At 63.3% G+C, this 26,555-nt stretch carries 23 protein-coding genes; 8 read left to right on the top strand and 15 right to left on the bottom strand.

The window, feature by feature from the left end:
* Position 1 precedes the first annotated feature (1 nt).
* From BUB23_RS09500 to BUB23_RS09445, 13 genes are all read right to left on the bottom strand, one after another.
* Positions 2–796, bottom strand: coding sequence for an ABC transporter permease (locus BUB23_RS09500; protein WP_073102866.1), 795 nt, complete (start codon positions 794–796; stop codon positions 2–4).
* Positions 793–1,584, bottom strand: a complete 792-nt coding sequence (locus BUB23_RS09495; protein ID WP_073102865.1) for an ABC transporter ATP-binding protein — start codon at positions 1,582–1,584, stop codon at positions 793–795. Before BUB23_RS09495 ends, BUB23_RS09500 begins: the two co-directional genes overlap by 4 nt.
* A 68-nt stretch (positions 1,585–1,652) precedes the next feature.
* Positions 1,653–2,309, bottom strand: coding sequence for an MlaC/ttg2D family ABC transporter substrate-binding protein (locus BUB23_RS09490; RefSeq protein ID WP_073102864.1), 657 nt, complete (start codon positions 2,307–2,309; stop codon positions 1,653–1,655).
* Positions 2,310–2,323: 14 nt separating this feature from the next.
* Positions 2,324–3,160, bottom strand: a complete 837-nt coding sequence (locus tag BUB23_RS09485) for an MlaA family lipoprotein (protein WP_073102863.1) — start codon at positions 3,158–3,160, stop codon at positions 2,324–2,326.
* A 51-nt stretch (positions 3,161–3,211) separates the two neighbouring features.
* Positions 3,212–3,787 (bottom strand): outer membrane lipid asymmetry maintenance protein MlaD, encoded by a 576-nt coding sequence (gene mlaD, locus BUB23_RS09480; RefSeq protein ID WP_084135925.1) that lies wholly within the window; start codon positions 3,785–3,787, stop codon positions 3,212–3,214.
* Positions 3,788–3,806: 19 nt separating this feature from the next.
* Entirely contained in the window at positions 3,807–4,595 is a 789-nt protein-coding gene (gene mlaE, locus BUB23_RS09475; RefSeq protein WP_073102862.1) for a lipid asymmetry maintenance ABC transporter permease subunit MlaE, read from the bottom strand.
* On the bottom strand, positions 4,592–5,419 hold the full coding sequence (locus BUB23_RS09470; RefSeq protein WP_073102861.1) for an ABC transporter ATP-binding protein: 828 nt from the start codon (positions 5,417–5,419) through the stop codon (positions 4,592–4,594). Before BUB23_RS09470 ends, mlaE begins: the two co-directional genes overlap by 4 nt.
* 92 nt (positions 5,420–5,511) lie before the next feature.
* On the bottom strand, positions 5,512–6,042 hold the full coding sequence (locus BUB23_RS09465) for a chromate transporter (RefSeq protein WP_073102860.1): 531 nt from the start codon (positions 6,040–6,042) through the stop codon (positions 5,512–5,514).
* The gene (locus BUB23_RS09460; protein ID WP_143160933.1) at positions 6,039–6,596 is read right to left on the bottom strand and encodes a chromate transporter; all 558 of its coding nucleotides are present in this window, start codon (positions 6,594–6,596) and stop codon (positions 6,039–6,041) included. Before BUB23_RS09460 ends, BUB23_RS09465 begins: the two co-directional genes overlap by 4 nt.
* A gap of 135 nt (positions 6,597–6,731) precedes the next feature.
* Positions 6,732–8,195, bottom strand: a complete 1,464-nt coding sequence (locus BUB23_RS09455) for a glutamate synthase subunit beta (protein WP_073102858.1) — start codon at positions 8,193–8,195, stop codon at positions 6,732–6,734.
* 9 nt (positions 8,196–8,204) lie between these two features.
* A complete protein-coding gene (locus BUB23_RS09450) occupies positions 8,205–12,989 on the bottom strand; it encodes a glutamate synthase-related protein (RefSeq protein WP_245801223.1) in 4,785 nt (1,594 codons plus the stop codon).
* Between the two features lie 213 nt (positions 12,990–13,202).
* Positions 13,203–13,385, bottom strand: a complete 183-nt coding sequence (locus tag BUB23_RS26675; RefSeq protein ID WP_143160932.1) for a hypothetical protein — start codon at positions 13,383–13,385, stop codon at positions 13,203–13,205.
* Positions 13,386–13,450: 65 nt separating this feature from the next.
* Positions 13,451–14,143, bottom strand: a complete 693-nt coding sequence (locus BUB23_RS09445; protein WP_073102856.1) for a hypothetical protein — start codon at positions 14,141–14,143, stop codon at positions 13,451–13,453.
* Between the two features lie 185 nt (positions 14,144–14,328).
* Here BUB23_RS09445 and BUB23_RS09440 point away from each other — a divergent pair, with 185 nt between their 5' ends.
* The 6 genes from BUB23_RS09440 to BUB23_RS09415 all read left to right on the top strand — a co-directional run bounded on the left by BUB23_RS09440 (position 14,329) and on the right by BUB23_RS09415 (position 22,326).
* On the top strand, positions 14,329–16,770 hold the full coding sequence (locus tag BUB23_RS09440) for a 3-hydroxyacyl-CoA dehydrogenase/enoyl-CoA hydratase family protein (RefSeq protein ID WP_073103101.1): 2,442 nt from the start codon (positions 14,329–14,331) through the stop codon (positions 16,768–16,770).
* A gap of 36 nt (positions 16,771–16,806) precedes the next feature.
* Complete coding sequence (locus BUB23_RS09435) at positions 16,807–18,003, top strand: acetyl-CoA C-acyltransferase (RefSeq protein ID WP_073102855.1); 1,197 nt, start codon at positions 16,807–16,809, stop codon at positions 18,001–18,003.
* A gap of 283 nt (positions 18,004–18,286) precedes the next feature.
* Complete coding sequence (locus BUB23_RS09430; RefSeq protein WP_073102854.1) at positions 18,287–18,814, top strand: Csu type fimbrial protein; 528 nt, start codon at positions 18,287–18,289, stop codon at positions 18,812–18,814.
* Positions 18,814–19,557 (top strand): fimbrial biogenesis chaperone, encoded by a 744-nt coding sequence (locus BUB23_RS09425; protein ID WP_084135924.1) that lies wholly within the window; start codon positions 18,814–18,816, stop codon positions 19,555–19,557. Before BUB23_RS09430 ends, BUB23_RS09425 begins: the two co-directional genes overlap by 1 nt.
* A 94-nt stretch (positions 19,558–19,651) precedes the next feature.
* On the top strand, positions 19,652–21,904 hold the full coding sequence (locus BUB23_RS09420) for a fimbria/pilus outer membrane usher protein (RefSeq protein ID WP_178372294.1): 2,253 nt from the start codon (positions 19,652–19,654) through the stop codon (positions 21,902–21,904).
* A complete protein-coding gene (locus BUB23_RS09415) occupies positions 21,901–22,326 on the top strand; it encodes a Csu type fimbrial protein (protein WP_073102853.1) in 426 nt (141 codons plus the stop codon). The genes BUB23_RS09420 and BUB23_RS09415 overlap by 4 nt, the downstream gene beginning before the upstream one ends.
* Before the next feature lie 104 nt (positions 22,327–22,430).
* On the opposite strand, the gene BUB23_RS09410 is transcribed toward BUB23_RS09415, so the two are convergent.
* Both BUB23_RS09410 and BUB23_RS09405 read right to left on the bottom strand, forming a co-directional pair.
* Positions 22,431–23,147 (bottom strand): FadR/GntR family transcriptional regulator, encoded by a 717-nt coding sequence (locus BUB23_RS09410; protein ID WP_073102852.1) that lies wholly within the window; start codon positions 23,145–23,147, stop codon positions 22,431–22,433.
* An 87-nt stretch (positions 23,148–23,234) separates the two neighbouring features.
* Positions 23,235–23,963, bottom strand: a complete 729-nt coding sequence (locus BUB23_RS09405; protein ID WP_245801222.1) for an SDR family NAD(P)-dependent oxidoreductase — start codon at positions 23,961–23,963, stop codon at positions 23,235–23,237.
* Between the two features lie 267 nt (positions 23,964–24,230).
* Between BUB23_RS09405 and BUB23_RS09400 the strand changes: the two genes are divergently transcribed.
* Both BUB23_RS09400 and BUB23_RS09395 read left to right on the top strand, forming a co-directional pair.
* Positions 24,231–25,469 carry a branched-chain amino acid ABC transporter substrate-binding protein gene (locus BUB23_RS09400; protein WP_073102850.1) on the top strand — a complete coding sequence of 413 codons (1,239 nt, stop codon included), beginning with the start codon at positions 24,231–24,233 and terminating at the stop codon, positions 25,467–25,469.
* A 143-nt stretch (positions 25,470–25,612) separates the two neighbouring features.
* The gene (locus BUB23_RS09395; RefSeq protein WP_073103098.1) at positions 25,613–26,554 is read left to right on the top strand and encodes a branched-chain amino acid ABC transporter permease; all 942 of its coding nucleotides are present in this window, start codon (positions 25,613–25,615) and stop codon (positions 26,552–26,554) included.
* Position 26,555 lies beyond the last annotated feature (1 nt).

Below are 26,555 nucleotides of genomic sequence, written 5' to 3'. Positions count from 1 at the left end.
ATTAGTTCCGTAGTTTATAGCCGCTGGCCAACAGGCGCATGGCAAAGAAACAGAGCACGATAAACACGGCGGAGACCGCCGCCAGGCTGTGCCAGGGAGATACGTCCGACACCGCGAAAAAGCCGTAGCGAAAGCCGTCTATCGTATAAAAAATCGGGTTCCAGCGCGAGACGGCCTGCCAGAACGGCGGCAGGCTGTGTATGGAATAGAACACCCCTGACAGGAAGGTGGCCGGCATGATCAGGAAATTCTGGAAGGCCGCCAGATGATCGAATTTCTCCGACCATAGCCCCGCTATCAGGCCCAGGGTGCCCATGATGCCGCAGGACAGCACGCCGAACACCAGCACCCAAAGTATATGGGCGACCGGCAGGATGACGAAGAACAGGGCCACCAGCCAGACACAGGCGCCCACGCACAGGCCGCGCGCGATAGCCGCCAGTATATAGGCGCTGAAGATTTCGCGATGCGACAGGGGCGGCAGCAGGATGAACACCAGGTTGCCCGTGATGCGGCTTTGCATCAGCGACGATGACGGGTTGGCGAATGAATTCTGCAGCATGCTCATCATCATCAGGCCGGGGATCAGGAACGCGGTGTAAGGCACGGTCCCATACACCTGCACCCGGCCCTCCAGCACGTGGGCGAAGACCAGCAGATACAGCAGCGCGGTCAGCACCGGCGCGGCAATCGTCTGGAAGGCCACCTTCCAGAAGCGTGAAAGCTCCTTGCGCAGCAGCGTGGGAAAGCCCGACCCCATGTCGGTGCGCGGCTTGATCAGGGGCAAGGAGCTCATGCCGTGACTCCCAGGAAGTCGTCGTCATGCATGATGCGCACGAAAGCATCTTCGAGGTCGTTTCCGCCGACCCGCGCCAGCAGGGCCTGGGTGGTGTCCAGCGCGACGACGCGCCCGCCCTTGAGCATGGCGATGCGGCCGCACAGCGCTTCGGCTTCCTCCAGGTAGTGCGTGGTCAGCAATATGGTGTGGCCTTCCTTGTTCAGGCGCGCAATGAATTCCCACAGCGTGCGGCGCAGGTCGACGTCGACGCCGGCGGTGGGCTCGTCGAGAATGATGACGGGCGGGCGATGCACCAGGGCCTGCGCCACCAGCACACGCCGCTTCATGCCGCCAGACAGCGCGCGCATATTGGCGTCGGCCTTGTCGGCCAGGCCCAGATTGCTCAGCACCTCGTCTATCCAGTCGTCGTTGTCGCGCAAGCCGAAGTAGCCGGATTGCAGCCGCAAGGTTTCACGCACGGTAAAGAAAGGGTCGTAGACGATTTCCTGGGGCACTACGCCCAGCGAGCGGCGCGATTGCTTGAAATCGCCGACGACATCGTAGCCGCAGATGCGCGCGGTGCCCGAGGTGGCCCTGGCCAGGCCGGCCAGAATGGAGATAAGCGTGGTCTTGCCCGCGCCGTTAGGGCCCAGCAGTCCGAAGAACTCGCCATATTCGACGGTCAGGCTGACATCGTCAAGGGCCTGGAAGCCTTTCGCCTTGGGCGCTGAAGACAGCCATTCCGTCATGCTGCGGGGGCGCGGGGCGTATATCTTGGAGATATGTTCTAGAGTAAGGGCAGACATGGCAATAAAAAAAGCCTGGCTCGAAATTAAGCCAAGCTGTGCATTATAGCCGCGCTCCCTGAGCGGGATTACTGATTGCGCTGGTTCAACGCCGCGATCAGGCCGTCGATGCCGTTCTGCGAAATCTGCTGGGAGAACTGGTTGCGGTAATTCTGGATCAGCCAGATGCCTTCCACATTCAGATCGTAGATTTTCCAGCCCTGGGCGGTTTTTTCCAGGCGGTAGTCTATGCCCACCGCCGGCCCGTTGTCTTGCGACAGTGTCGAACGCACTACCAGGTCGGCCGCATTGGCGTCCCCGCGGAAGGGCAGCATGGAAAACGCGGACTTCTGGTTCACCCGGGTGAATGCGCCGCTATAGGTGCGGATGAGCGTGCCTTTGAATGCCTGCACCAGGGCATTTTGCTGTTCAGGCGTCGCCTGGCGCCAATAGCGCCCGGCGGCCAGGCGCGTGGTCTTTTCCAGGTTCACGTAGGGCAGCACGTATTCATTGACGACCCGGTTGATGCGGCCAAGGTCGCCCGACTTGACGCCTTGATCCTTCTTGATGGCGTTCAAGGCATTGTTGGCGACGGTTTGCACGAAATCGCTGGGCGAATGGGTGGCGTCGACGGGATCCTGGGCTTGCGCGGCCCCTGTGGCCAGCCCGGCCAGGCCCAGCAGGCCGGCGCCGAGCAGGCGCCGGGCGCGGGCCAGTGACAAGATGGAACTGAAAGCTTTAAACATAAAAAAAATCCTGGTTACTGCGGGGTTGTTGCGGCGGGCGCCGGCGGCGGCGTAGCGGGAGCCTCATCGTCCGAGTAGTCGGGCAGGTTGTCTTCGCCGTAGTCCGGCAGCCCTGCGTCGGCCCGGCGGCTGTCTACCTGCGCTTTGCGCCGCTGCATGTAAGCATCCCGGATAAAGCTGTAGCGGTCAAGCGCCACCTCGTTGACAAGTTTGTCCGCGTCCAGCAGGCTGGCGCGCGTGTCGACGACGTACAGGCCGATAATGGAATTGCGCAGCGGAACATTGTCGATTTCAAACACCGGCGTGATGGGCGAAACCCCGGCCGCGAAGGTGCCCAGGGTGCCCGTGCCGTCGCGCACCGAACTGGAGCCGAGGAAGGGCAGCACGACATAAGGGCCGGACTTCACGCCCCAGACGCCCAGCGTCACGCCGAAATCGTTCTGGATGCGCCGCGAGCCGTTCATGGAAGCCACGTCGATACAGCCGCCCAGGCCCATGGTGGAGTTGAACAGCACGCGCCCCAGGGTATTGACGAAATCGTGGCCGCGGCCCTGCAGGAAGCTGTTGGCCGCGGACCATACATCGGCCACATTGTTGAAAATATTATGGATGCAGGTTTGCACCGGCTGCGGCGTGAGCGCGTCGTAGCCGCTGGCTATGGGCTTGAGCAAGGCGCGGTCGACCGTATCGTTGAACGTGTACATGCCGCGGTTATAGCTTTCCCAGGGGTCGTCCGGATTGGGGTGGTTGACCGTGGCGCAGCCGGCCGCGAGCGTCGTGGCTCCCAGCATTGCGGCCATCCGGATCATCCGCCCGCCGGACTTGGGCACCGGAGTAGAAAATTGATTCATGTCTTTTTCAGTTTTTATGAACAACTAGGATTGTAAACGCCAGTTCCCAATTCAGGGTCTGGGCGGGACGCCGCCGGCCGATTCCGCGCCGCCCGGGGCATTTGCCGCGGCGCCGTCGTGCTGGCCGGGCGCCGCCGGGGCGGCTGGAGCCGCTTGCGGCGCGGACGTTCCTTCCTTGTCGGCGGAGCTATACAGGAATTTGCTGATCAGCTCTTCCAGCACGACGGCGCTTTGCGTGTACTGGATTTCGCTGTCCTGTTCGAGCATTTTATCGTCGCCGCCGGGAGTTATGCCTATATATTGCTCGCCCAGCAGGCCCGACGTCAGGATGGACGCCGACGAATCGCTGGGAAATTCATAGCGCTGCTCCAGGTCGAGCGTCGCGACGGCCTGGTAGCGCTCATTGTCGAAGCTGATGCCGGCTACCCGGCCGACCACCACGCCGCTGCTCTTGACGGGGGCCCGCACCTTCAGCCCGCCGAGGTTGTCGAAATGAGCCTGCACCTGATAGGTGGGGGCCAGCGAAAACGAATTCATATTGCCGGCCTGGAGAGCCAGGAACACCAAGGCGATGGCGCCCACCAGCACGAACAGGCCTACCCAGAAATCGGTTTTTTCACGCGTCATGATTAATCCATCTATATCGTTAATTGCTGAACATCAGCGCGGTCAGCACAAAGTCCAGCCCGAGCACAACCAGCGAGCCGGCGACCACGGTGCGCGTCGTGGCGCGCGAAACGCCTTCGGGCGTGGGCTTGGCGGTCCAGCCCGCATGCAAGGCGATCAGCGTTACCGCAATGCCGAACACTACGCTCTTGAATACCCCGTTCAGCACATCCTTGAAGATATCCACGCCGCCCTGCATCTGCGACCAGAAGACGCCCGGATCTATGCCGATCAGCAGCACGCCCACGACCCAGCCGCCCAGGATGCCGACCATGGAAAACACCGCGGCCAGGATGGGCATGGCGATCACGCCGCCCCAAAAGCGCGGCACCAGGACCCGGCGTATGGGGTCCACCGCCATGACTTCCATGGCCGCCAATTGCTCGCCGGCCTTCATCAGGCCGATTTCGGCGGTCAGCGAAGTGCCGGCGCGGCCGGCGAAAAGCAGGGCCGTGACGACGGGGCCCAGTTCGCGGGTGAGCGACAGCGCGACCAGCAGGCCCAGGGCCTCTTCGGAGCCATAGCGGCTGAGTGTGTAATAGCCTTGCAAGCCCAGCACGAAGCCCACGAACAGCCCGGACACGGCAATGATCAGCAAGGAATAGTTGCCGATGAAATGGACTTGCTGGGAAACCAGGCCGGGGCGCTTGAGCGCGCTGCCGCTGCGCACCAGGATGGCGCCGGCCAGGCGCATGAAGGCGCCGAGCCCGACGACGCCATGGCGCACTCGGCCGCCCAGCGTGGCAATGGATTTTACAGGGGATGTCATGAGCGGCCCGTGTGTTGTTGCAGCCACTTCGTGAAAGCGGGCGAAGTGGGGTAATGAAAAGCAATCGGCCCATCCGGCTCGCCGTTCAGGAATTGGTGCACATAGGGGTCCTGGGACGCCGACAAATCCTTGGGAGCGCCCTGGGCGATCAGCCTGCCCTGCCCGACCATATACACATGGTCGGCAATCATGAAAGACTCGGCGACGTCGTGCGTAATCAGCACCGACGCGCAATTCAGCCGGTTGGTAAGGCTGCGGATCAGCTGGGCCGTGATCCCCATGGAGATCGGGTCCAGTCCGGCAAAGGGTTCATCGTACAGGATCAGTTCGGGTTCAAGCACTATGGCCCGCGCCAGCGCGATGCGCCGCGCCATGCCGCCCGACACTTCCGAAATCCCCAGGTGGGCCGCGGCGCGCAAGCCCACGGCGTCGAGCTTTTCCAGGACACGCTCGGTGATCTGGCTCTCGGACACCTGCGTGTGTTCACGCAAGGGAAACGCCACATTCTCGAAGACGTTCAGGTCGGTGAACAAGGCGCCTTGCTGGAACAGCACGCCCATGCGCTGGCGCAGTTCGCGCAGGCCTTCGCCGGATACGGCCGCGATATCGCTGCCAAATACGCTGATCGTGCCCTTCTGGGCGGTGATCTGCCCGGTCGCGGCGCGCAGCAGGGTGGTTTTGCCCGAGCCCGATCCGCCCATCATCGCCACCACCTGCCCGCGCCGGACTTCGATGTCTATGCCTTGCAGGACCGTGAGGTCGCCGTAGCCCAGGGCGACATTGGTGAATTTTACGATAGGGTCAGCGGAGGTCGGCGAATTCATGAGGTCCAAGCCTGACGATAAGCCTTGCATTGTATCCTGTTGTGGCGCCGGCTTGGGTTGCCAGGGGTTGACGCTGTATTACCGCGGTTAAATCACGTTGCAGGTTGTATCAGCACGAACAGCAGGCCGCCCAGCGCAAGCAGCAGGATGGGGCTGATGCGCGTCCAGAACAGCGCGGCGGTGGCGGCCGCGGCCACCCCCCACGCCCAGGCGCCGCCTTCGGCGGCGCGCAGGATGGTGCCGGTGGCGGCCAGGATCATGCCGGCGGCGACCGGCACCATGCCGCGTTCGACCGCCTTTATTATGAGGCTGTCTTCATAGCGCGCCCAGAGCTTGGCCAGGTAGTACACCAGCACCGCGGAGGGTACGAAAATGGCGAACGAGGCCACCAGGGCCCCCGCCAGGCCCGCCGTCTGCCAGCCGACCAGGGTGACCAGCAGGCTCTTGGGGCCGGGAGTAAGCCGCGACAGGGCGAACAAGTCCAGGAACTGGGCGTTGGTGATCCAGTGGTGGGCTTCCACCGATTGATGGTGAATGGCGGGAATGATGCTTTGCCCGCCGCCTATGGTCAGAAAGGAAAGGGGCGCGAATACGCGCAGCAGCTGGATCAGGATTTCTATCATGCCGCGCGTATCCAGGCGGCCGCGATGGAGCAGGGGGCCGCCACCAGGACGACGCCGACCAGATTCAGCTGGAAAACGAAGATGGCGATAAAGGTGCCGGCCATGATCAGGAAAGGCACCGGGCTGCGCAGCGTATAGCGGGCCGCGCGCAGCCCCATTTCCAGCGACAGGCCGATGGCGGCGGCGGCGATGCCGGCAAGCGCCAGGTGAGCCGTTTTCGAATGGCTCACTTGCGCGAAGGCGACGGCCATGACGATGGCCACGCACATGGACGGCAGGACCATGCCCAGCGCGGCGGCCAGGGCCCCGTTGCGGCCGCGCAGGCGGTAGCCTATCCAGATCGACAAATTGACCACATTGATGCCCGGAAAGGCCTGCGACAGCGCCAGGCCGCTAAGAAACTCCTCTTCGGAGATCCAGCGCCGCTGCCGCACGAACTCGCGCATGAGCCAGCCGCTCAGCCCTCCGCCGAAGCTGGTGATGCCTATGCGCGAAAAAGCCAGGAACATGGTGAGCAAAGAGGGCGGGGCGGAAGTCTGGGCGGGCGTGTTCATTAGCATCGTATTCGAATGGCCAGGCGCGGCAGCCACGAGTCGCATTCTTGTTCATCGTAAGGAAACAGCGATAATACCGCCAGCCGGCGCCGCGCGGCCGGCTCGGGCGCCCAATTTTGCATTTCCGGCGCTTGCTCAGCGCGGCAGCGTGGTGGTTCCCATCAGGAATTCATCCACCGATCTTGCGCATTGGCGGCCTTCGCGTATCGCCCATACCACCAGGGACTGGCCGCGCCGCATGTCGCCGGCGGCGAACACCTTGCCGGCGCTGGTGATGTAGTCATCCGTGTTGGCGCGCGCGTTGCCGCGGGCGTCCAGGTCCACGCCAAACGCATCCAGCACGTTCTTGACGGGCGATACGAAGCCCATCGCCAACAGCACCAGGTCGGCGGGCAGCTCGAATTGCGAGCCTTCCACTTCGCGCATTTTCATCTGGCCCGTGGCCTTGTCCTTGAACCATTCGACGCGCACGGCTATCAGTTTTTCCACCTTGCCGTTCTTGCCTTCGAACGATTTGGTCGCCACCGCCCAGTCGCGTTCGCAGCCTTCGGCGTGCGATGAGGACGAACGCAGCTTGGCCGGCCAGTAGGGCCAGGTCAGGGCCTTGTCTTCCGTTTCAGGCAGCTTGGACATCAACTCGAACTGCATGACCGACGCCGCGCCCTGGCGATTGCTGGTGCCCACGCAATCCGAGCCCGTGTCGCCCCCGCCGATCACGATGACGTGCTTGTCCTTGGCGCTGATCTGCTTGCTTACCCGGTCGCCATTGTTGGCTTTGTTCTGCTGGCGCAGGAAGTCCATGGCGTAGTGTATGCCGCGCAATTCGCGGCCCGGCACCGGCAGGTCGCGCGGGTTCTCGGCCCCGCCCGTCAGCACGACGGCGTCGAATTCTTCTTGCAGCGATTCGGGGGTGCGCGTGTTCAGGCCTTCCTCGGCATGCTCGGCGGCGCCCACATAGGTGGATGGGCAAAACTCCACGCCTTCGGCCTCCATCTGCGCCAGGCGGCGGTCGATGTGGGATTTTTCCAGCTTGAAATCGGGAATGCCGTAGCGCAGCAGGCCGCCGATGCGATTGCTTTTTTCGAATACCGTCACCGAGTGTCCGGCGCGGCCCAGTTGCTGGGCGCATGCCAGCCCGGCCGGGCCCGACCCGACCACGGCCACTTTCCTGCCGGTCTTGCGGGCGGGAGGCTGCGGCAGCACCCAGCCTTGCTGCCAGCCCTTGTCGATGATGGCGTGCTCGATGGACTTGATGCCCACCGCGTCATTATTGATGTTCAGGGTACAGGCGGCCTCGCAGGGGGCGGGGCAGATGCGCCCGGTGAATTCCGGGAAATTATTGGTGGAATGCAGGACGTCCAGCGCGCTGCGCCAGTCTTGCCGGTAGACCAGGTCATTCCAGTCGGGAATGATGTTGTTGACCGGGCAGCCGCTGCTGCAGAACGGGATGCCGCAATCCATGCAGCGCGCGCCCTGCTGCCTGGCTTCGTCGTCGCTCAGGGTGTGGACGAATTCGTTCCAGTGCTTGAGGCGCTTGAGCGGCGCTTCATAGGTTTCTTTGACGCGTTGGAATTCAAGAAAGCCGGTAATCTTGCCCATGTCTTTTCCTCAGGCAGCAATTTGTTGTGGGTTGACCGCGCGCCAGAGCTCGCCGAGGGCGCGCCGGTATTCAGTGGGCATGACCTTGACGAAGGAAAGGCGGGCGCGGTTCCAGTCATCGAGCACGTCGCGCGAGCGGAAGCTGCCGGTATAGCGGTAGTGGTCCTCGATCAGCCGCCGCACTATTGTTTCGTCGGTTTCGCGCTCGCCGCCGCGAATGGCGCTGTGCCAGGTTTCCGGCTGGCCCAGCTCGTTTTGCTCGGCGTGCGACATGAGCCGTTCCAGTTCCACCATGGACAGGTTGCAGCGCTGGCGGAAGGTGTTGTCCGGGTCCCAGACATAGGCCACGCCGCCCGACATGCCGGCGGCAAAGTTGCGGCCGGTGGCGCCCAGCACCACCACGGTGCCGCCCGTCATGTATTCGCAGCCATGGTCTCCCGTGCCTTCCACCACGGTGGCCGCCCCCGAATTGCGCACGGCGTAGCGTTCGCCGGCCACGCCGTTGAAGTAGGCCTCGCCCGACAAGGCGCCGTACAGCACGGTATTGCCGGCGATGATATGGTCGGGCCCGAAGCCGCGGAAGTCGTTGGGCGAGCGCACGATGATGCGGCCGCCCGACAGGCCTTTGCCCACGTAGTCGTTGGCTTCGCCGACCAGGTCCAGCGTGATGCCGTGCGCCAGGAAGGCGCCGAAGCTCTGGCCGGCCGCGCCATTGCACTGAATGTGTATGGTGTCGTCGGGCAGGCCCTCATGGCCGTAGCGCGACGCCACGACTCCGGACAGCATCGCGCCTATGGTGCGGTTGCGGTTGCGCACCGGCGTGATGAACGAGACCTTTTCCCCGCGCTCGATGGCGGCCTTGCTGCGCTCTATCAATTGGTGGTCCAGGGCGTGGTCCAGGGCGTGGTCTTGCGACTGGGTCTGATACAGTGGCGTAGTCGTCGGCACCGCGTGGAAGACGCGGCTGAAATCCAGCCCTTGCGCCTTCCAGTGCTCGATGCCCGGGCGCATGTCCAGCAGGTCCACCCGCCCGACCAGCTCGTCGAACGTGCGTATGCCCAATTGCGCCATGATTTCACGCACTTCCTCGGCCACAAAGAAGAAGTAGTTCACCACATGTTCCGGCTTGCCCTGGAATTTCTTGCGCAGTATCGGATCTTGCGTGGCCACGCCCACCGGGCAGGTGTTCAGATGGCATTTGCGCATCATGATGCAGCCTTCCACGACCAGCGGCGCGGTGGCGAAGCCGAATTCATCGGCGCCCAGCAGCGCGCCTATGGCCACGTCGCGGCCGGTTTTCATCTGGCCGTCGGCCTGGACGCGGATGCGGTTGCGCAGATTGTTCAAGAGCAGCGTCTGCTGGGTTTCCGCCAGGCCCAGCTCCCACGGGGTGCCGGCATGCTTGATGGAAGATACGGGCGAAGCGCCCGTGCCGCCGTCATGGCCGGCGATCACCACGTGGTCGGCCTTGGCCTTGGCCACGCCGGTAGCCACCGTGCCCACGCCCACTTCCGATACCAGCTTGACCGAAATCGAGGCCCTGGGGTTCACGTTCTTGAGATCGTGGATCAGCTGGGCGAGATCTTCGATGGAATAGATATCGTGGTGCGGCGGGGGCGAAATCAGCCCTACGCCGGGCACCGAATAACGCAGCTTGGCGATGTATTCCGATACCTTGTGGCCGGGCAGCTGGCCGCCTTCGCCGGGCTTGGCGCCTTGCGCCATCTTGATCTGGATCTGGTCGGCGCTGGACAGGTATTCGGCGGATACGCCGAAACGGCCCGAAGCCACCTGCTTGATGCGCGAGCGCAGGGAATCGCCCGCCGTCAGCGGCACATCGGCTTCGATGCGGTCCGAGCCCAGGAAGGAGGCCAGCGTGTCGCCCTTCTTGACGGTGCTCTTGCCGGCGCGCATTTCCGCGCGGTAGCGCAGCTCGTCTTCGCCGCCCTCGCCGGTGTTGGACTTGCCGCCGATGCGGTTCATGGCGACGGCCAGCACGGTATGCGCTTCGGTCGAGATCGAGCCCAGCGACATGGCGCCGGTGGCGAAACGCTTGACGATGTCCTTGGCGGATTCGACTTCGCTCAGGGGTATGGCGCGCGCGGGGTCGACCTTGAATTCGAACAGGCCGCGCAGCGTCATGTGGCGCCGCGACTGGTCGTTGATCAACTGGGCGTATTCCTTGTAGGTGCTGTAGTTGTTGGCGCGCGTGGCGTGCTGCAGCTTGGCGATGGAATCGGGCGACCACATGTGCTCTTCGCCGCGCACCCGCCAGGCGTACTCGCCGCCGGCGTCCAGCGCATTGTTGAGCACGGGGTCGCCGCTGAAGGCCGCCCGGTGCACCCGCAGCGCTTCCTCGGCGACTTCGAAAATGCCTATGCCCTGGATATTGCTGGCGGTGCCGGTGAAGTATTTGCCGATAAGGCTGGAGTTCAGGCCGACGGCTTCGAAAATCTGCGCGCCGGTGTATGACATATAGGTCGAAATGCCCATTTTGGACATGACTTTGTTCAAGCCCTTGTCGATCGCCTTGATATAGTTCTTGATGGCCTTCTCGGGGTGTTCCATTGCCGCCAGCGATTCCAGCGCCAGGTAGGGGTGGATGGCTTCCGCGCCATATCCGCCCAGCAGGGCGAAATGGTGGACTTCGCGGGCCGATCCGGTTTCCACCACCAGGCCGGTCCTGGTGCGCAGGCCGGCGCGTATCAGATGCAGGTGGATGGCCGACGTCGCCAGCAGCGCCGGAATGGCGACGCGCTCGCTGTCGATGTTGCGGTCGCTGATCAGCAGGATGTTGTAGCCGCTGAGCACGGCGTCGGAAGCGTTGGAGCAGAGCGAGGCAATACAGGCCTCGATGCCGTCCGGGCCCCAGGCGGTGGGGTAGGTGATGTCCAGCTCATAGCTGCGGAATTTGTGCGCAGTGATTTTTTCGATGTTGCGGATTTGCGCCATGGCGGCGACGTCCAGCACCGGCTGCGTCACTTCCAGGCGCAGCGGCGGGTTGACGTTGTTGATGTCCAGCAGGTTGGGCTTGGGGCCGATGAACGATACCAGCGACATCACCAGTTGCTCGCGTATCGGGTCGATGGGCGGATTGGTCACCTGCGCGAACAACTGCCGGAAATAGTTGTAGAAGGGCTTGGAGCGGCTGGACAACACGGCCAGCGGCGCATCGTTGCCCATGGAGCCCATGGCTTCTTCGCCCGTGGCGGCCATGGGTTGCAGGATGAATTTGTAGTCTTCCTGGGTCCAGCCGAAAGCCTGCTGGCGGTCCAGCAGCGACACGGCCTTGGGGTTCGCGTCGTCGAGCTTCTGGGCGGGCAGCGATTCGAGCTTCAGGCGCAGGCGCTCGATCCATTGGCGGTAGGGGCGGGTGTTGGCCAGTTGCGACTTGATTTCCGCGTCGTCGATGATGCGGCCCTGCTGCAGATCGATCAGGAACATTTTGCCCGGCTGCAGGCGCCATTTCTTGATGATGCGGTGCTCCGGGATAGGCAGGGTGCCGGCTTCCGACGCCATGATCACCATGTCGTCGTCGGTGATGAGGTAGCGCGCCGGGCGCAGGCCATTGCGATCCAGCGTGGCGCCTATCTGGCGGCCGTCGGTGAAGGCGACTGCGGCGGGGCCGTCCCATGGCTCCATCATGGCCGCATGGTATTCATAGAACGCCCGGCGGTTTTCGTCCATGTCGGCGTGTTGTTCCCAGGCCTCGGGAATCATCATCATCATGGCATGCGCGAGGGAATAGCCGGACATCACCAGCAATTCCAGGCAGTTGTCGAAAGTGGCCGTGTCCGACTGGCCTTCGTAGACTATCGGGTAGAGCTTGGGCAGGTCGTCGCCCAGCACCGCCGATTGCATCGCGCCTTCGCGGGCGCGCAGCCAGTTGAAGTTGCCCTTTACCGTATTGATTTCGCCATTGTGGGCGATCATGCGGTAGGGGTGGGCCAAAGGCCAGGCGGGGAAGGTGTTGGTTGAAAAACGCTGGTGCACCATGGCCAGCGCCGACACCGCGCGGGTATCGGCCAGGTCGCGGTAATAACAGCCCACCTGGTTGGCCAGCAGCAGCCCCTTGTACACCACCGTGCGCACCGAGATCGACGGCACGAAGTATTCCCGGCCATGCGCCAGCTGCATGTGCTGGATGGCATGGCTGGCGGTCTTGCGGATGACGTACAGTTTGCGCTCCAGCGCATCGGGCACCATGATGTCGTTGCCGCGGCCGATGAACAATTGGCGTATCACCGGTTCACAGGCGCGCACGGTGGGCGACATCGGCATATCGCGGTCTATGGGCACGTCGCGCCAGCCCAGCACGACCTGGCCTTCGTCGCGCACGGCGCGCTCGAGTTCCTGCTGACAGGCCAGGCGGGAAGCCATTTCCTTGGGCAGAAACACCATGGCCACGCCGTATTCGTCGGGCGGCGGAAGCTCGACGCCCTGGGCCGCCATTTCCTCGCGGTACAAGGCATCGGGAATCTGGATCAGTATGCCCGCGCCGTCGCCCATGAGTTCATCGGCGCCCACCGCGCCGCGATGGTCCAGGTTTTCAAGAATCTTCAGCCCTTGCTGGATGATGGCATGGCTTTTGCGCCCCTTGATATGCGCCACGAACCCCACGCCACAGGCGTCGTGTTCGTGATTAGGGCTGTACAGGCCCTGGGCGGACGGCGCCAGGCTCGAGGCCCGCGCGAAAGCCGGCGCGGCGGCGACCACTGTGGGCTTGCGCCCGGCGGGCAGGCCGGCGCCTGGCGCGCGGGCAGGAGTGGACGTAGCGGTTAGAGACTTGGACATAGGAGGACTCGCAGGTCGATTGGCACCGTATAGACAAGCGTACGGCCCGGAATTCAGAGATACGGGCCGTCGCGGCTAAGGCTTGGTGCAGTGCAGTAGGGGAAAGATAACGCCGCCGCGACTCTTTTACAAGAGGAATAAAAGGGGTGCGACCCTTTTAATTGACGCCATCATCTATGGATGACATAATTGGGGACGTATTTAAATCATTGATTATAAAAGGAGAAAAAAATGATTTTTAGAAAAATGCTTGCCTTGGCGCTGCCGGGATGCACCAAAATCGGGCAAAAAAAAGCGCTGCCCGCGAGCAAAAAGACCGCAGGTTTGCAACGCGCCGGCCGCAACGGCGGGCATAGACCGGCCGGCGGCATGGGCGTCGTATTCTTCGGATCGCAAGTCTGCAGGTAATCCGCGTCCCGCCGCGGGGCCGCGTCGCGGCCCTTCCGACAAGCCGCGCCGGGTCAGCCGGCGGCTTTGCGGGGCCTGCCGCGCGGGGTGGGCGCCACGCGGCGCGACGCGCGGGCTTCGATCCGGGCGAGAAACGCCGGTTCGCCCAGCGCCCACTGGCCGAAAAGAGCCTGTTCGATGCGCCGGTTCTGCGTGGCCGACAAGCCATGGGCCATGCGCTCCCTGTACCTGGCCTGGCGCGCGAACGGCGTATTGCCGTCCTGCCAATAATCGATGTGGTCGGTGACCAGCGCGTCACTGCGCGTGTCCACCCCGGCGTGTCCGGCCGCCGACGACCACGGCCAGTTCTCCGGCTTGTCGACGTAGTGCATTTGCACCGGCAAGGATTCCAGCCAGATGAGCGCCGGCAGCATCCAATGGCCGGGTTCGACCAGGGCGCTTCGATAGCGGCCCGCAAAAACCCGCCCGCGCCGCATCTGCGCGGCCATGCGCCGGCCCAGGGCCTGTATCAATTTCGACAGGCTTTGCGCATCGGGCGGCGTGGCCAGCAATATGATGCGGTCGTTCAGCAGCAGCCAGCCATGCAGCGCCACTTTGTGCCCGCGGGCGTCCTGCTGCAGCCATGCCAGCAACTGGTCCAGCTCGGCCTGCGGCGTGGGATCGGAGACGGCAGCCAGCGGGCGGGCGAATTCCGCCAGCACGAGCTGGGGAATCTGCGGGGCGTAGAGGCGGGGCAGTCGGGCCATGGGAGGCGGATGTTTCCAGTGGGTCTGTGGGCGCTATTCTATAATGAACTGCTCTGGCTGCAGCCGCCGCGGTTGATGCACGTCGTGGTAAAAATTCGCGCCATGGATTATTGTCGGTCCGGTGTGTTCTTCTAACCGCGAGCCGGAATCGCCGCGGCTCGCCTGTCCAATTTGGGGGTATGTCCATGCAGTCTGGTCAATCCGGTCAACAAGCGGCGGCGGATGCCGCCCGATTCCACATACGCAAGGTGGCGGTGTGCGGCGCCGGCGTCATGGGCGCGCAGATTGCCGCGCATTGCGTGAATGCGGGCGTGCCGGTGGTGCTGTTCGATTTGCCGGCCCAGGAGGGCGACAGGAACGGCATTGCCCGGCGGGCGGTTGCGCAGCTTGCCAAGCTGAATCCGGCGCCGCTGGGCAGCCCCGAGCTTGCGGCCCTGATCAGCGTCGCCAACTACGAAGACGATCTGCCCCGCCTGGCCGAATGCGACCTGGTCATCGAAGCCATCGCCGAGCGCCTGGACTGGAAGCGCGACCTCTATCACAAGCTGGCCCCCGCCATCAAGCACGACGCCATCATCGCCAGCAATACCTCGGGACTGTCGATTACCGATCTCGCGGCGGCGCTGCCTGAATCGCTGCGCGCGCGTTTTTGCGGCGTGCATTTTTTCAATCCGCCGCGTTACATGACTCTGGTGGAACTGATACCGACCGCCGATACCTCGCCCCTTTTGCTGGATCTGCTGGAAACCTTTCTGGTGTCGCAGCTGGGCAAGGGCGTGGTCCGGGCCAAAGACACGCCCAATTTCATCGGCAACCGCATAGGCGTCTTCGGCATCCTGTCGGTGTTCGCCCAGGCCGAGAAATTCGGCCTGCCCTACGACCTGGTCGATGAGCTCACCGGCACCCGGCTGGGGCGCGCCAAGTCCGGCACATTCCGCACGGCGGACGTCGTGGGGCTGGACACGCTGGCGCATGTCATACGCACCATGCAGGACCAGTTGCCGCAAGATCCTTTTCACCCGCATTTCGGCGTGCCGCCGGTGCTGGCCGCCCTGATCGCGAAAGGCGCGCTGGGCCAGAAAACCGGCGCGGGCTTCTATCGCAAGCAAGGCAAGGCCATATCGCGCCTGGATCCGGCCCGGCAAGAGTACGTGCCGGCCGGCGCCACCATAGCCGAGCCGGTCGCGGCTATCCTCGCCGAGCGGGATCCGGCCAGAAAGCTCAAGGCCTTGCACGATTCCGATCACCCGCAGGCGCAATTCCTGTGGGCGGTGTTGCGCGACGGCTTTCATTACAGCGCCGTCCACCTGGCCGATATCGCCGACACCGCGCGGCAGGTCGACCTGGCCATGAAATGGGGCTTCGGCCATGCCCAGGGGCCGTTCGAAATCTGGCAGGCGGCGGGCTGGCGCGATGTGGCCGGCTGGATTGCCGCGGACATCGCCGCCGGCAAGACCCTGTCCAGCGCGCCGCTGCCCGAGTGGGCGACCCGCGGGCCGGTCTGGGAGGCCCGCGGCGTGCATACGCCCGCCGGCTCCTGGAACCCGCGCGACAAGCGCTTCGAGGGGCGCAGCGGCCTGCCTGTGTACCAGCGGCAGATCGGCGCGCCCCTGCTCGTGGGCGAAACCGCCAGCCTGGAGCCGGCGGTGGTGTACGAAAACGAAGCGGTCCGTTGCTGGACGCTGCCCGCGCCGCATCCGGGCGACGTATTGCTGGTGTCGTTCAAGACCAAGATGCATACCCTCAGCCCCGGCGTGGTGCGCGGCATCGCGCACGCCGTCGATCTGGCCGAGGCCTCATTCAAGGCGCTGGTCATCGGCCAGACGGACGACCCCTTTTCGGCCGGCGCCGATCTCAAGGCCATGCTGCCCGCTTTCGAGCAGGGCGGCGCCGCGGCCGTGGAGCCGATAGAGCGCGAAATGCAGGACATGGTCTTGCGCCTGCGCTACGCTCAAGTCCCGGTGGTCGCGGCCCTGGCCGGCCTGGCGCTGGGCGGCGGCTGCGAACTGGCGGTGCACTGCGCGCGGCGCGTGGCGCATTTCGAGACCTATATCGGCCTGGTCGAGGCCGGCATAGGCCTGGTGCCGGGCGCCGGCGGGCTGTCGTTCTGCGCCCGCCGGGCGGCCGAGCTGCAGGCCGAGGCGGCGCCCGACGCGCCCTTGCTGGCCTTCCTGAAAAAGTTCGCCCTGGCGGTCGCCAGCGCCCAGGTGTCGAAGTCCGCCCTGGATGCGCGCAATATGGGTTATTTGCGGCCGTCGGATCCCATCGTCATGAATCGCCATGAACTGCTGTACGTGGCCGTGCGCGAAGCGCGCAACCTGGCCGAGGCGGGCTGGCGCGCGCCGCTGCCGCGGCGCTTCCCGGTGGCCGGCCGCGACGGCATCGCCACGCTGAAAGCGCAATTGCTCAACATGAAAGTCGGCGGCTACATCTCCGACCATGATTTCACGGTGGCCGAAAAAATCGCCTATGTCATGTGCGGAGGCGACGTGGATCCAGGCTCCCTGGTGGACGAAGCCTGGATGCTCAAGCGCGAGCGCGAGGCCTTCCTGAACCTGCTGGTCCAGGAAAAAACCCAGGAACGCATCGCCGGCATTCTGAAAACCGGCAAGCCTGTCCGCAATTGACGGGGCGCCCATGCAAACAGCAAAAGAGGAACAGGCATGACCACATTGCAACAAGCCTATATCGTCGCGGCAACCCGCAGCCCCATCGGCAAGGCGCCGCGCGGGATGTTTTCGCACACCCGGCCCGATGACCTGCTGGCCACCGTCATAAAGGGTCTGCTGGCGCAGGCTCCCGGCCTGGACCCAGCCGCCATTGAAGACGCCATCGTGGGCTGCGCCATACCGGAAGGCCCGCAAGGCCTGAATGTGGCGCGCATAGGCGCCTTGCTGGCCGGCCTGCCTGCCTCGGTGGCCGGCGTGACCGTCAACCGCTTTTGCGCCTCCGGCCTTACCGCCATCGCCATGGCGGCCGACCGGATCCGGGTGGGGGAAGCCGATGTCATCATCGCGGCGGGCACGGAATCCATGAGCCTGGTGCCCACCATGGGCGTCGGCACCTCGTTCAGCCCGGGCATCTTCGAGCGCGATGAAAACCTCGGCATCGCCTACGGCATGGGCCTTACCGCCGAGCAAGTCGCGGCGCGCTGGAAAGTCTCCCGCGAGGATCAGGACGCATTCGCCCTGCAATCGAACCAGCGCGCCATTGCCGGCCAGCGGGCCGGCGAATTCGCCGACGAGATCCTGCCCATAGAAGTGCTGCGCCGCAGTCCCGACCTCGACAGCGGGGAAGTGGCCCTCGCCAGCGCCACGGTCGCGCTCGATGAAGGCCCGCGCGCCGACACCAGCCTGGAAGCCCTGGCGAAACTGCGCCCCGTGTTCGCGGCCAGAGGCAGCGTCACGGCGGGCAATAGTTCACAGATTTCCGACGGCGCCGGCGCCCTGCTGGTGGTGTCCGAGCGCGCCCTGAAAACCCACGGGCTGACCCCACTGGCGCGTTTCGTGTCCTTCGCCGTAAAGGGTGTGCCCCCGGAAATCATGGGCATAGGGCCCAAGGAAGCCATTCCGCACGCGCTCAGGCTGGCCGGCCTGACGCTGGACCAGATCGGCTGGATAGAACTGAATGAGGCTTTTGCCGCGCAATCGCTGGCTGTCATTCGCGATCTCGGCCTGGATCCGGCTATCGTCAATCCGCTGGGCGGGGCGATCGCCCTGGGCCATCCCCTGGGCGCCACCGGCGCCATCCGCGCCGCGACGGTCATTCACGGCCTGCGCCGGCGCAATCTGGAGTACGGCATGCTGACCATGTGCGTCGGCACCGGCATGGGGGCGGCCGGCATTTTCCAGCGTGTCTAAGGCCGGCCGCCGTCGCGGCGTCACAATTATTGATATATGTCATTACTCGAAATAAAAATTAACAATACCCTGGTAGCGGTTGCGCAGCATCAGGATCCAATGACACTGGCGAACGAGTCAAAAGAAGGGAACCGAAGGCCTGTAGCTTGAGACCAAACCGCGCGGGGCGGCAGAACCGTTCCTTCCTCTCGATACCTGTTTTCAGCGCCGTTGACCATACCATCGCTGGCGCGGACCATGCCATCACTGGGTGACGGCATTTTATTATCTAGAGGAAGGCCCAATGAAAACCCGCAACCATGTTCAACGTTCATTCAAATTTGCACTTGCTTCCGCTCTTGCGCTGGGCGGCCTGGTCATCGGCGCCGACAGCCAGGCGGCGCAGGCCACTGGCACCTTCGCTGTCGGGGGGACGGTCGCCGCCGCGTGCACTATTGAAGGCACGCCACTTGCTTTTGGCGAAACCATCAACGCGCTCGGCGGGAATGTCGACGCCACCAGCGTGCTTACCGCGACCTGCACCAATGGCAGCCCCTATACCATAGGCCTGAACGCCGGCGCCACGCCCGGCGCAACGGTGACCACTCGCCAGATGACGCATAGCAACGGGACGGCGCGCCTGAATTACACCTTGTCGACCATTGCTTCCGGAGGCGTCAACTGGGACGATATCGGCGGAACCACCGTCGCGGGAGACACCGGCAATGGAGCGGGGCAGCTCTTCACCGTTTACGGCCGCATCCCGTCCGGCCAAACGAGCGCGATCGCTGGCGTTTATAGCGACACCATCACCGCCACGATCGATTTTTAATGGCCGCCGCGGCAGCCCGGACGCGTTTCTTCTTTTTTGGCAGTATTTTATTCCTGGTCAGCATGCTCGCTTGCGGCTGGGCGCGAGCGGGCTCCCTCTCCGTCAACCCGGTCCGGGTGATGCTGTCCGACAAGCGGCCGGTGGCCGCCCTCACCTTGCAAAACAGTGGCGGCGCGCCGGCTCTTGTCCAGTTGGAAGTATTCAGCTGGTCCCAGCGCGAAGGCAAGGACGTCTACACGCCCACCCGGGAAATTCTTGCTACCCCGCCCATTTTCACGGTGCCGGCGGGTGGGTCGCAGCTGCTGCGGGTCGGCCTGCGCCGTCCGATCGATCCGCAGCGGGAACTCAGCTACCGTTTATATCTGCAGGAAGTGCCCCCGCCCCCGGCGCCCGGCTTCCGCGGTCTGCAGGTGGCATTACGGATAGGCGTGCCCGTTTTCGTATTGCCATTGGTCCAGGCCTCGCCCATGTTGCAATGGAAAGCGGCCACGATGGCTCCTGGGAAAATCAAGATAACAGCGGCCAATTCCGGCAATGTGCATGTCCAGGTCGCCAATTTCAGCGTTTCGCAGGCAAATAGCGCCTTGCCGCCGGTGACTCGCCAGGTTGCCGCGTACCTTATGCCGGGCCAAAGCCTGGATTGGATCGTCAAAGCTAACCTGGCGCCGGGGGCGACACTGCGCCTTGCTGCGCAGACGGACGCTGGCAATGTCGAAACCGATCTGGTATTGGAAAAACAGTAGCGCAGGTCGATTTTCCCCACATTGGCCGGTCCTTGCGCTGATTGCGTTTTTGCTGTCGGCAATTTCCGGGGCGGCGCTACCGGCGAGCGGGAATATGGCCGATGAAGAAATGTGGCTTGCATTTCAAGTGAACCGCCAGGAATCGGCGGAAATCGTTCTGGTGCTGAGGCACGAGGGGCGTCTGATGGCGCGCGGCGAAGACCTGAAACGCTGGAGGCTGCGAGTGCCGGACGTCACGCCTCTATCTCATGGCGGCGATGAGTGGTATCCGCTGGATGCGCTGCCGGGCGCGGCATTTACCGTCGATGAGGCGCGTCAGGCCCTGGAATTGAATGTCCCGGCCGCGCTTTTTCATGGCACCACCATAGCGGGCCTGCCAGAGGAGTATCTTGTCCCGACACCCTCGTCCCCGGGGGGATTCTTCAACTACGACATTGCGGCAAACCAAGATTCAGGCCGGACCGATGCCAGCGGCTTGTTCGAACTGGGCGCGTTCAGCGGGTCCGGGTCGGGTACAGGAACTTTCCTGGCGAAGGACCTCGGATCGAATACGCAATTTGTCCGGCTCGATACGACCTGGACCCAAGACCGGCCGCAGGACCGCGTCAGCCTGCGGCTGGGCGACTCGATCACCAACGCCAGCGCCTGGGCGCGTTCGCTGCGCTTTGCCGGAGTTCAATGGGCGACGAACTTTGCCACCCAGCCGGGCTTGATCACTTTCCCGCAGCCGGGCATGTCGGGGGTGGCGGTATTGCCGTCGACCGTCGATCTTTATATAAACGATGCGCTGCGCTTGCGCCGCGACGTGCCGGCGGGTCCGTTCAGCATACAGGATCTGCCTGTCGTGACAGGCCAGGGCGAGGCCAGGCTGGTGTTGCGCGATCTGCTGGGGCGCGAAAGCGTGATCAGCGCGCCCTACTACGCCAGCCCCCGCTTATTGCGCTCCGGCTTGCACGATTACTCGTACGAGATGGGATTCGTGCGCAATGATTACGGCCTTGCCAGCAACCACTATGGCCCGTTCGCGGCGGTCGGCACACACCGCCTCGGATTCACCGACAGGTTTACGGCGGAGGCGCATGGCGAATTGCTGCGCGATCAGCAGACGGCAGGGCTCGGAGGCGCGATTTTATGGCCTGCGGTTGGCGTGTTCAATATGTCTCTGGCGGGCAGCCGCAGCAAAGCGGGCGCAGGGACGCTGAAAGCCTTGGGCTTCGAGCGCCAGCAGCGGTCTTCGAGTTTCGGCGGCAATGTCCAGTTCACAAGCGAGGGTTTCAGGCAGCTCGGCGTTACGCCCGTCGCCGGGCAATTCGAGCTGGAAGGCGGACGCGGGTCTCCCTGGATGACGAGCCAAGTATTCGCCAGCCTTGCTACCCGCGGTTACGGTTCCTTCGGACTAAGCTATGTCCAGCAGAAGTATCGCGGCAGCGACGAGATCAGGCTGATAAGCGCAAGCTACAGTATCTCGCTGGGACAGCTGGGCTTTCTGAGCTTGTCCGCCTTGCGCACGCTGGGGCCCGGGCCCCAGACGGCGGTCAGCCTGCTCTTTACCCGGCCGCTGGGGCACAGCGCCAGCCTCAGTGCGGGTGTAAATCGTCAGGGCAAGGATCAGCAAGCCGTCGTGCAAGTGCAGCGCAGCCTGCCGCCAGGAAATGGATACGGTTATCGCCTGCTGGCGGGAGCGGGAGAGCCCGAGCGCCGCGAGGCCGGTTTGAGCCTGCAGAATGAGATGGGCAGGTACACCCTGGAAGCCGCGCAACTGGAACGCAAGACCGCAATTCGCGCGAGCGCCGCGGGCGGGATCGCAATATTGGGAGGTTCGGCGTTCTTGAGCCGGCGCATTGACGAGAGCTTTGCCGTCGTGAAGGTGCCGGACTATCCGAACGTGCGCGTCTACGCGGACAATCAGGTGGTCGCGCATACGGATGCCAATGGCGGGGCGCTTTTGCCGCGCCTGCGTCCGTATCAGAAAAATTCAATCCGTATCGAGCAAGCGGATTTGCCGATGGATGCGCAAGTCGACGCGGTGCTGCTCGATGCCGTGCCCTTTGGCCGCAGCGGCCTTCTGCTGCAGTTTCCGGTGAGGCGATCTCGCGGCGCGGTGCTTGCGATCGTGCTTGAAAATGGCCAGCCATTGCCGTCGGGAGCCACAGTGCGGATTGCCGGGCAGCCGGAAGTATTCCCGGTCGGCTTGCGGGGGGAAGTTTTTATAACTGGGCTGGCGGCGCAAAACAGCTTGCGTGCGACGTGGCGCGGGCAAAGTTGCGACATCGAGGTGCCGTATCCCGCCATGTCCGAGATCCAGCCGCAGCTGGGACCTTTTATCTGCACAGGAGTAGCGCCATGAGAATTTTTGCCGCAATCATGCTGGCCATGATGGCGCAGCAGGCATGGGCTCAGTGCAATGTCACGGCGCAATCGATCAACTTCGGCAATTACACGCAGTTCAGCCCCGCGCACACGGACAGCGCGGGCAACATTGGCGTCACATGCGATGCGGCCGCTTCTTTCTCGATTGCGCTCAGCACGGGAGCGGGAACCTATGCGGCGCGCATCATGACAAACAGCGAAGGGCACGTGCTCAGGTACAACCTTTATCTGGATGCCGGACGCAACGTTGTGTGGGGAGACGGCGTAGGGGGGGCCTCCTCCATCGCAAGCGGCAACGGTACATCGGCGAATTACACTGTGTATGGACGCATCCCCGCCGGGCAAAATGCCTACGCGGGAAACTACGGCGACAGTATTATCGTGACGCTGAACTTCTGACGGACGCGCTTTGCGCGTCCCGCCCTCGTCTCGGCGACCCGCAGCCCCATCGGCAAGGCGCCGCGCATAGGCGCCATGCCGGCCCGCCAGGCCCGGCGCGCGCTTCAGTCCTTTATATAGGTGTTCAGGCGCTTGGCGGCGTTGCGTAAGTGGGTCTCGGCGGCAAGCGCCGCCGCCGCGGGGTCGCGCGCCTCTATGGCCTGGACGATAGCCTGGTGTTCCTGCTGCACGAATTGAACGAGGTTGTGGTGATAGGTCGCGGTATTGCTGCGCGCCCGCCTGATCAGGCGGCGGACGTGCTGTTCCAGGTATTCGTTCAAGGTAATGAAATGCGGATTCTTGGTGGCGTCGACAATGGCCTGATGAAAGGCGAAATCTTCTTCGTCGCCCAACTGGTCCTTGGCGATGGCGTATTCCATGCCTATCAGCGCGCGCTTGATGCGCTTGAGGTCTTCCGGCGTATGCCGCAGGGCCGCATAACGCGCCGCGCCGGCTTCAATGGTGACCAGCAGCTCTATGACCTGGGCAATGCTTTGCGTATCATCCAGCGATGTGGCCTGCAGCTTGAACGATTGCCGGGCGCCGCGCTCGTTGACGAAAACGCCCCGGCCCTGCTGCGCGCTGACGAGCCCTTCGGATTTAAGCTGCGATACCGCTTCGCGCACCACCGAGCGGCTCACCGAAAACTGTTCGCATAATTGCTTTTCGCTGGGAAGCTTGTCGCCAGGCAGCAGCCGGTTCTGCTCGATTTCCCGGCTTATCCATTGCGCGACCGCGTGGGTCAGCGATTCGCTGCGCGGCATGGTGTGTGGAGCGTTCATTATCTGCGTCGTATTTTGATGAAGTGGCTTCCGGCTTTCGGCGGCTTGGTTCGCGGGCGGTGAGTCCAATATAGCCGATCAGACAAATCAGACAATATAGAGCCCGCCGTTCACGTGGATGGTTGCGCCGCTGATGAAGCCCGCCAGGTCCGAACATAAAAAGACAATCGCGCCGGCAACGTCGTCCGCCGTGCCGAAGCGCTTGAGCGGCGTGCTGTCCAGCAGCGCCTGGCCTTTTTGCCGCAGCAGGTCCGAGGTCATGGCGGTTTCAATGATGCCCGGGGCGACGATGTTGACGCGCGTATTGGGCGCGAGCTCCAGCGCGAGGCTTTTGCTGAAGCTCGACACCGCTCCCTTGGACGCCGAATAGTGCGCATGCGAATGGCTGCCGCGGTGCCCCGCCATCGAGGCCAGGTTGACGATGGAACTGTTGGGTCCCAGGTGGGGAATGACGGCGCGGCAGATATGGAAAGTGCCGTCGAGGTTGATGCGCATGAGCTGCTGCCAGTCGGCGTCCGTCATGTCCGCCACCGTGGCTTGCGGATAGATTCCGGCCGAATGCACCAGATGATCGATTTTGCCGAAATGCCTGCCGGCCTCCTGCGCCGTCTGGGCGCAGGAGGCCGAATCGGAGACATCGGTCCGGTGGCAGGTGATATCGGCCCCGCTGGCGGCCAGCTCGCCGCGCAGCTTTTCCAGGGCCTGCATATCGATGTCGCTGAGCGCGAGATTGGCGCCGCTGTTCGCGAGCCTGATGGCGGTGGCGCGGCCGATGCCGCCGGCCGCCCCGGTAATGAGAACCGTCTTTTTAGCCATGGAAATCATTGTCCTGCTCCTCCCTGGGGTTTATACCTATGTCGCGCAATTGACTGATTCTAAAGCAATACATCCCGATTTTTTCCGGCTGCGCGGCCTTTTGCCGCGGTCCTGTTGACACTGGTTTTTTGCTTCAGTAGAATTTCCGCCAACTTGTCTGATAAGTTGTAAATGTTATCAGACAAGTTATAAAAACAGAAGGTCCATGCGCCATAGCCGGGCGTGGGCCGGGTGGAAGTTTCCCACAATGAACCAGGAGATAATGGAATGAACAAGACAAGGCTTGCCTTAATGTTGTCGGCATGCGGATTCATGGCGGCGGCATCCGCCCAGGCCGCCCCGCTCAAAGTGGCGCTGGTCGAAACCTTATCGGGCCCGCAGGCATCGACGGGCTTGATGTACCGCGCTGCGGTCAAGTATCAATTCGGCGTTCTCAATGAAAAGGGCGGCTGGAACGGGGAAGCCATCGAGGTGGCCGACTACGACAACCAGGGCGGGCCGGCCGGGGCATCCGACAAGGTCAAGGCGGCTATCGCGGATGGCGCGCGCATCATCATCCAGGGGTCTTCTTCAGCGGTGTCGGGGCAGATCACCGAGGACGTGCGCAAATACAATCTACGCAATCCCGGCAAGGAAGTGCTGTTCCTCAACATGGGCGGCGAAGCCCTGGAGCTGACCGGCGACAAATGCCACTTCTATCATTTCCGCTTCACCACCAATGCGCCCATCCGGGTCAAGACCCTGGTGATGGCCATGAAAGAGGCCAACGAGCTGGGCACCAAAGTCTATTCCATGAACCAGAACTATTCCTGGGGCGCGGACATGCAGAAGTCCATCCAGGCCTATGCGCCCCAGGGCGGATACCAGGTGGTGGAAAGCACCCTGCACGATGTCAACAAGATCCAGGACTTTTCGCCTTACGTCAGCAAAATCAAGGCGAGCGGAGCGCAAACGGTATTGACCGGAAACTGGTCCAACGACCTGCTGCTGTTGATGAAGGCGAGCCGCGCCGCCGGACTGAAGGTGCGCTTCGGGACGGTGTTCCTGGATCAGGTGGGCAACCTGGCCAACGCCGGCGACACCGCTCTGGGGCACTATATTTCGCATGCCTTCAATGTCCAGGCGAATGCCGACACCGAGCGCTTTGCGGAGGACTACAAGGCCAAGACCGGGCACTACCCGACCTTCATCGAGCCCCAGACGGTATTCGGCCTGCAGATGCTGGGCGAGGCCCTGAAGGCGACGAAGCCCGAGGACGGCAAGATCAATGTGACGGCGCTTGCCCTGAACCTGGAAAAAGTGCAGATCAACACTCCCATGGGCGAGACCCATATCCGCGCCGAAGACCACCAGGTGGTGCTGCCCATTATCGTGTCCAAGGTGACGAAGAGCGCCAAATACAAAGTGGATGGCACGGACATGGGCTTCGAGATCGTCAAGCGCTTTACTGGTGAAGAGGCCGTGAATCCGGTCGAAGCCACCTGCAAGATGAAGCGTCCCGCCTGACAGGCATAGTACGGCGGCCCGGCCCGATGGCCGGGGCCGCCTTATCGCGCCGGCCATCGGGCGCGCTGGCTTTGCGCAAGGCGCAACCGCCGCAAGCGCGCGTCTTCATGGTCCGGCCGGCGCCAGGCTGGAAAGGTGTATTCATGGAATTTTTCACAGTATCTCTGCTGAACGGCACGATCTACGGTTTGCTGCTGTTCATGGTCTCGGCCGGCCTGACGCTGATCTTCGGGATGATGGGCGTGCTCAACTTCGCCCATACCTCTTTCTACATGGTCGGGGCCTATCTCGCATACAGCCTGCAGAAAGTGGTCGGCTTCTGGCCCGCCATCATCATTTCGCCTTTGATCGTGGGCGTCCTGGGCGCGCTGATCGAGCGCTTTCTTCTGCGCCGCGTCCACCGCCATGGCCATGGCCACCAGCTGCTGCTTACGTTCGGCCTGTCTTTCATCATCGCCGAAGTGATCAAGCTTTTCTATGGCAATTATCCGGTGGACTACCGCATTCCCGAATCCTTGAGCTTTTCGGCATTTCCCCTGTTCGGCGCGAGCTATCCGTTCTACCGCTTGCTGATCGGCGCCACGTCGATATTGATGTTCGTGCTGATCTACCTGTTGCTGACCAAGACGCGCGTAGGCATCGTGGTGCGCTCGGCGATCTACCGGCCGCGCATGGTCGAGGCCCTGGGGCACAACGTTCCCATGGTATTCATGGGGGTGTTCGGCGTGGGGGCCGCCCTCGCCGGGCTGGCCGGCGCGGTGGCCGGCGCCTTCTACACCACCAATCCCAACATGGCGATGGAGCTCGGCGTACTGGTGTTCGTCGTCGTGGTCGTCGGCGGGCTGGGTTCGCTGGGCGGCGCCATGGCCGCTTCGCTGCTTATCGGGCTGATATCGTCGTTCGCAGTCGGCATCGACTACAGCCTCGCCGATTTATTGGGATGGTTCGGCGCCCGCGCATGGGCCGAGGGGCTCGGCGGATTGCTGACCTTGAAGGTATCGTCGCTGGCGGCCACGATTCCGTTTGTGCTGATGTTGCTGGTGCTGCTGTTCCGGCCTTCCGGCTTGATGGGAACCAGGGAGTAGA

Source organism: Pollutimonas bauzanensis (assembly GCF_900129885.1).
GTDB classification, from domain to species: domain Bacteria; phylum Pseudomonadota; class Gammaproteobacteria; order Burkholderiales; family Burkholderiaceae_B; genus Pollutimonas; species Pollutimonas bauzanensis.
This window is presented reverse-complemented; position numbering and strand designations above follow the sequence as displayed.

Coding starts and splice junctions, on each gene's coding strand:
- BUB23_RS09435 (WP_073102855.1), top strand. CDS start 16,807: ATGACCACATTGCAACAAGCCTATATCGTCGCGGCAACCCGCAGCCCC.
- BUB23_RS09440 (WP_073103101.1), top strand. CDS start 14,329: ATGCAGTCTGGTCAATCCGGTCAACAAGCGGCGGCGGATGCCGCCCGA.
- BUB23_RS09425 (WP_084135924.1), top strand. CDS start 18,814: ATGGCCGCCGCGGCAGCCCGGACGCGTTTCTTCTTTTTTGGCAGTATT.
- BUB23_RS09415 (WP_073102853.1), top strand. CDS start 21,901: ATGAGAATTTTTGCCGCAATCATGCTGGCCATGATGGCGCAGCAGGCA.
- BUB23_RS09490 (WP_073102864.1), bottom strand. CDS start 2,309: ATGTTTAAAGCTTTCAGTTCCATCTTGTCACTGGCCCGCGCCCGGCGC.
- BUB23_RS09430 (WP_073102854.1), top strand. CDS start 18,287: ATGAAAACCCGCAACCATGTTCAACGTTCATTCAAATTTGCACTTGCT.
- BUB23_RS09395 (WP_073103098.1), top strand. CDS start 25,613: ATGGAATTTTTCACAGTATCTCTGCTGAACGGCACGATCTACGGTTTG.
- BUB23_RS09400 (WP_073102850.1), top strand. CDS start 24,231: ATGAACAAGACAAGGCTTGCCTTAATGTTGTCGGCATGCGGATTCATG.
- BUB23_RS09450 (WP_245801223.1), bottom strand. CDS start 12,989: ATGTCCAAGTCTCTAACCGCTACGTCCACTCCTGCCCGCGCGCCAGGC.
- BUB23_RS09445 (WP_073102856.1), bottom strand. CDS start 14,143: ATGGCCCGACTGCCCCGCCTCTACGCCCCGCAGATTCCCCAGCTCGTG.
- BUB23_RS09405 (WP_245801222.1), bottom strand. CDS start 23,963: ATGGCTAAAAAGACGGTTCTCATTACCGGGGCGGCCGGCGGCATCGGC.
- BUB23_RS09460 (WP_143160933.1), bottom strand. CDS start 6,596: ATGAACACGCCCGCCCAGACTTCCGCCCCGCCCTCTTTGCTCACCATG.
- BUB23_RS09455 (WP_073102858.1), bottom strand. CDS start 8,195: ATGGGCAAGATTACCGGCTTTCTTGAATTCCAACGCGTCAAAGAAACC.
- BUB23_RS09500 (WP_073102866.1), bottom strand. CDS start 796: ATGAGCTCCTTGCCCCTGATCAAGCCGCGCACCGACATGGGGTCGGGC.
- BUB23_RS09465 (WP_073102860.1), bottom strand. CDS start 6,042: ATGATAGAAATCCTGATCCAGCTGCTGCGCGTATTCGCGCCCCTTTCC.
- BUB23_RS09485 (WP_073102863.1), bottom strand. CDS start 3,160: ATGAATCAATTTTCTACTCCGGTGCCCAAGTCCGGCGGGCGGATGATC.
- mlaE (WP_073102862.1), bottom strand. CDS start 4,595: ATGACATCCCCTGTAAAATCCATTGCCACGCTGGGCGGCCGAGTGCGC.
- BUB23_RS09420 (WP_178372294.1), top strand. CDS start 19,652: ATGGCCGATGAAGAAATGTGGCTTGCATTTCAAGTGAACCGCCAGGAA.
- mlaD (WP_084135925.1), bottom strand. CDS start 3,787: ATGACGCGTGAAAAAACCGATTTCTGGGTAGGCCTGTTCGTGCTGGTG.
- BUB23_RS09470 (WP_073102861.1), bottom strand. CDS start 5,419: ATGAATTCGCCGACCTCCGCTGACCCTATCGTAAAATTCACCAATGTC.
- BUB23_RS09410 (WP_073102852.1), bottom strand. CDS start 23,147: ATGAACGCTCCACACACCATGCCGCGCAGCGAATCGCTGACCCACGCG.
- BUB23_RS09495 (WP_073102865.1), bottom strand. CDS start 1,584: ATGTCTGCCCTTACTCTAGAACATATCTCCAAGATATACGCCCCGCGC.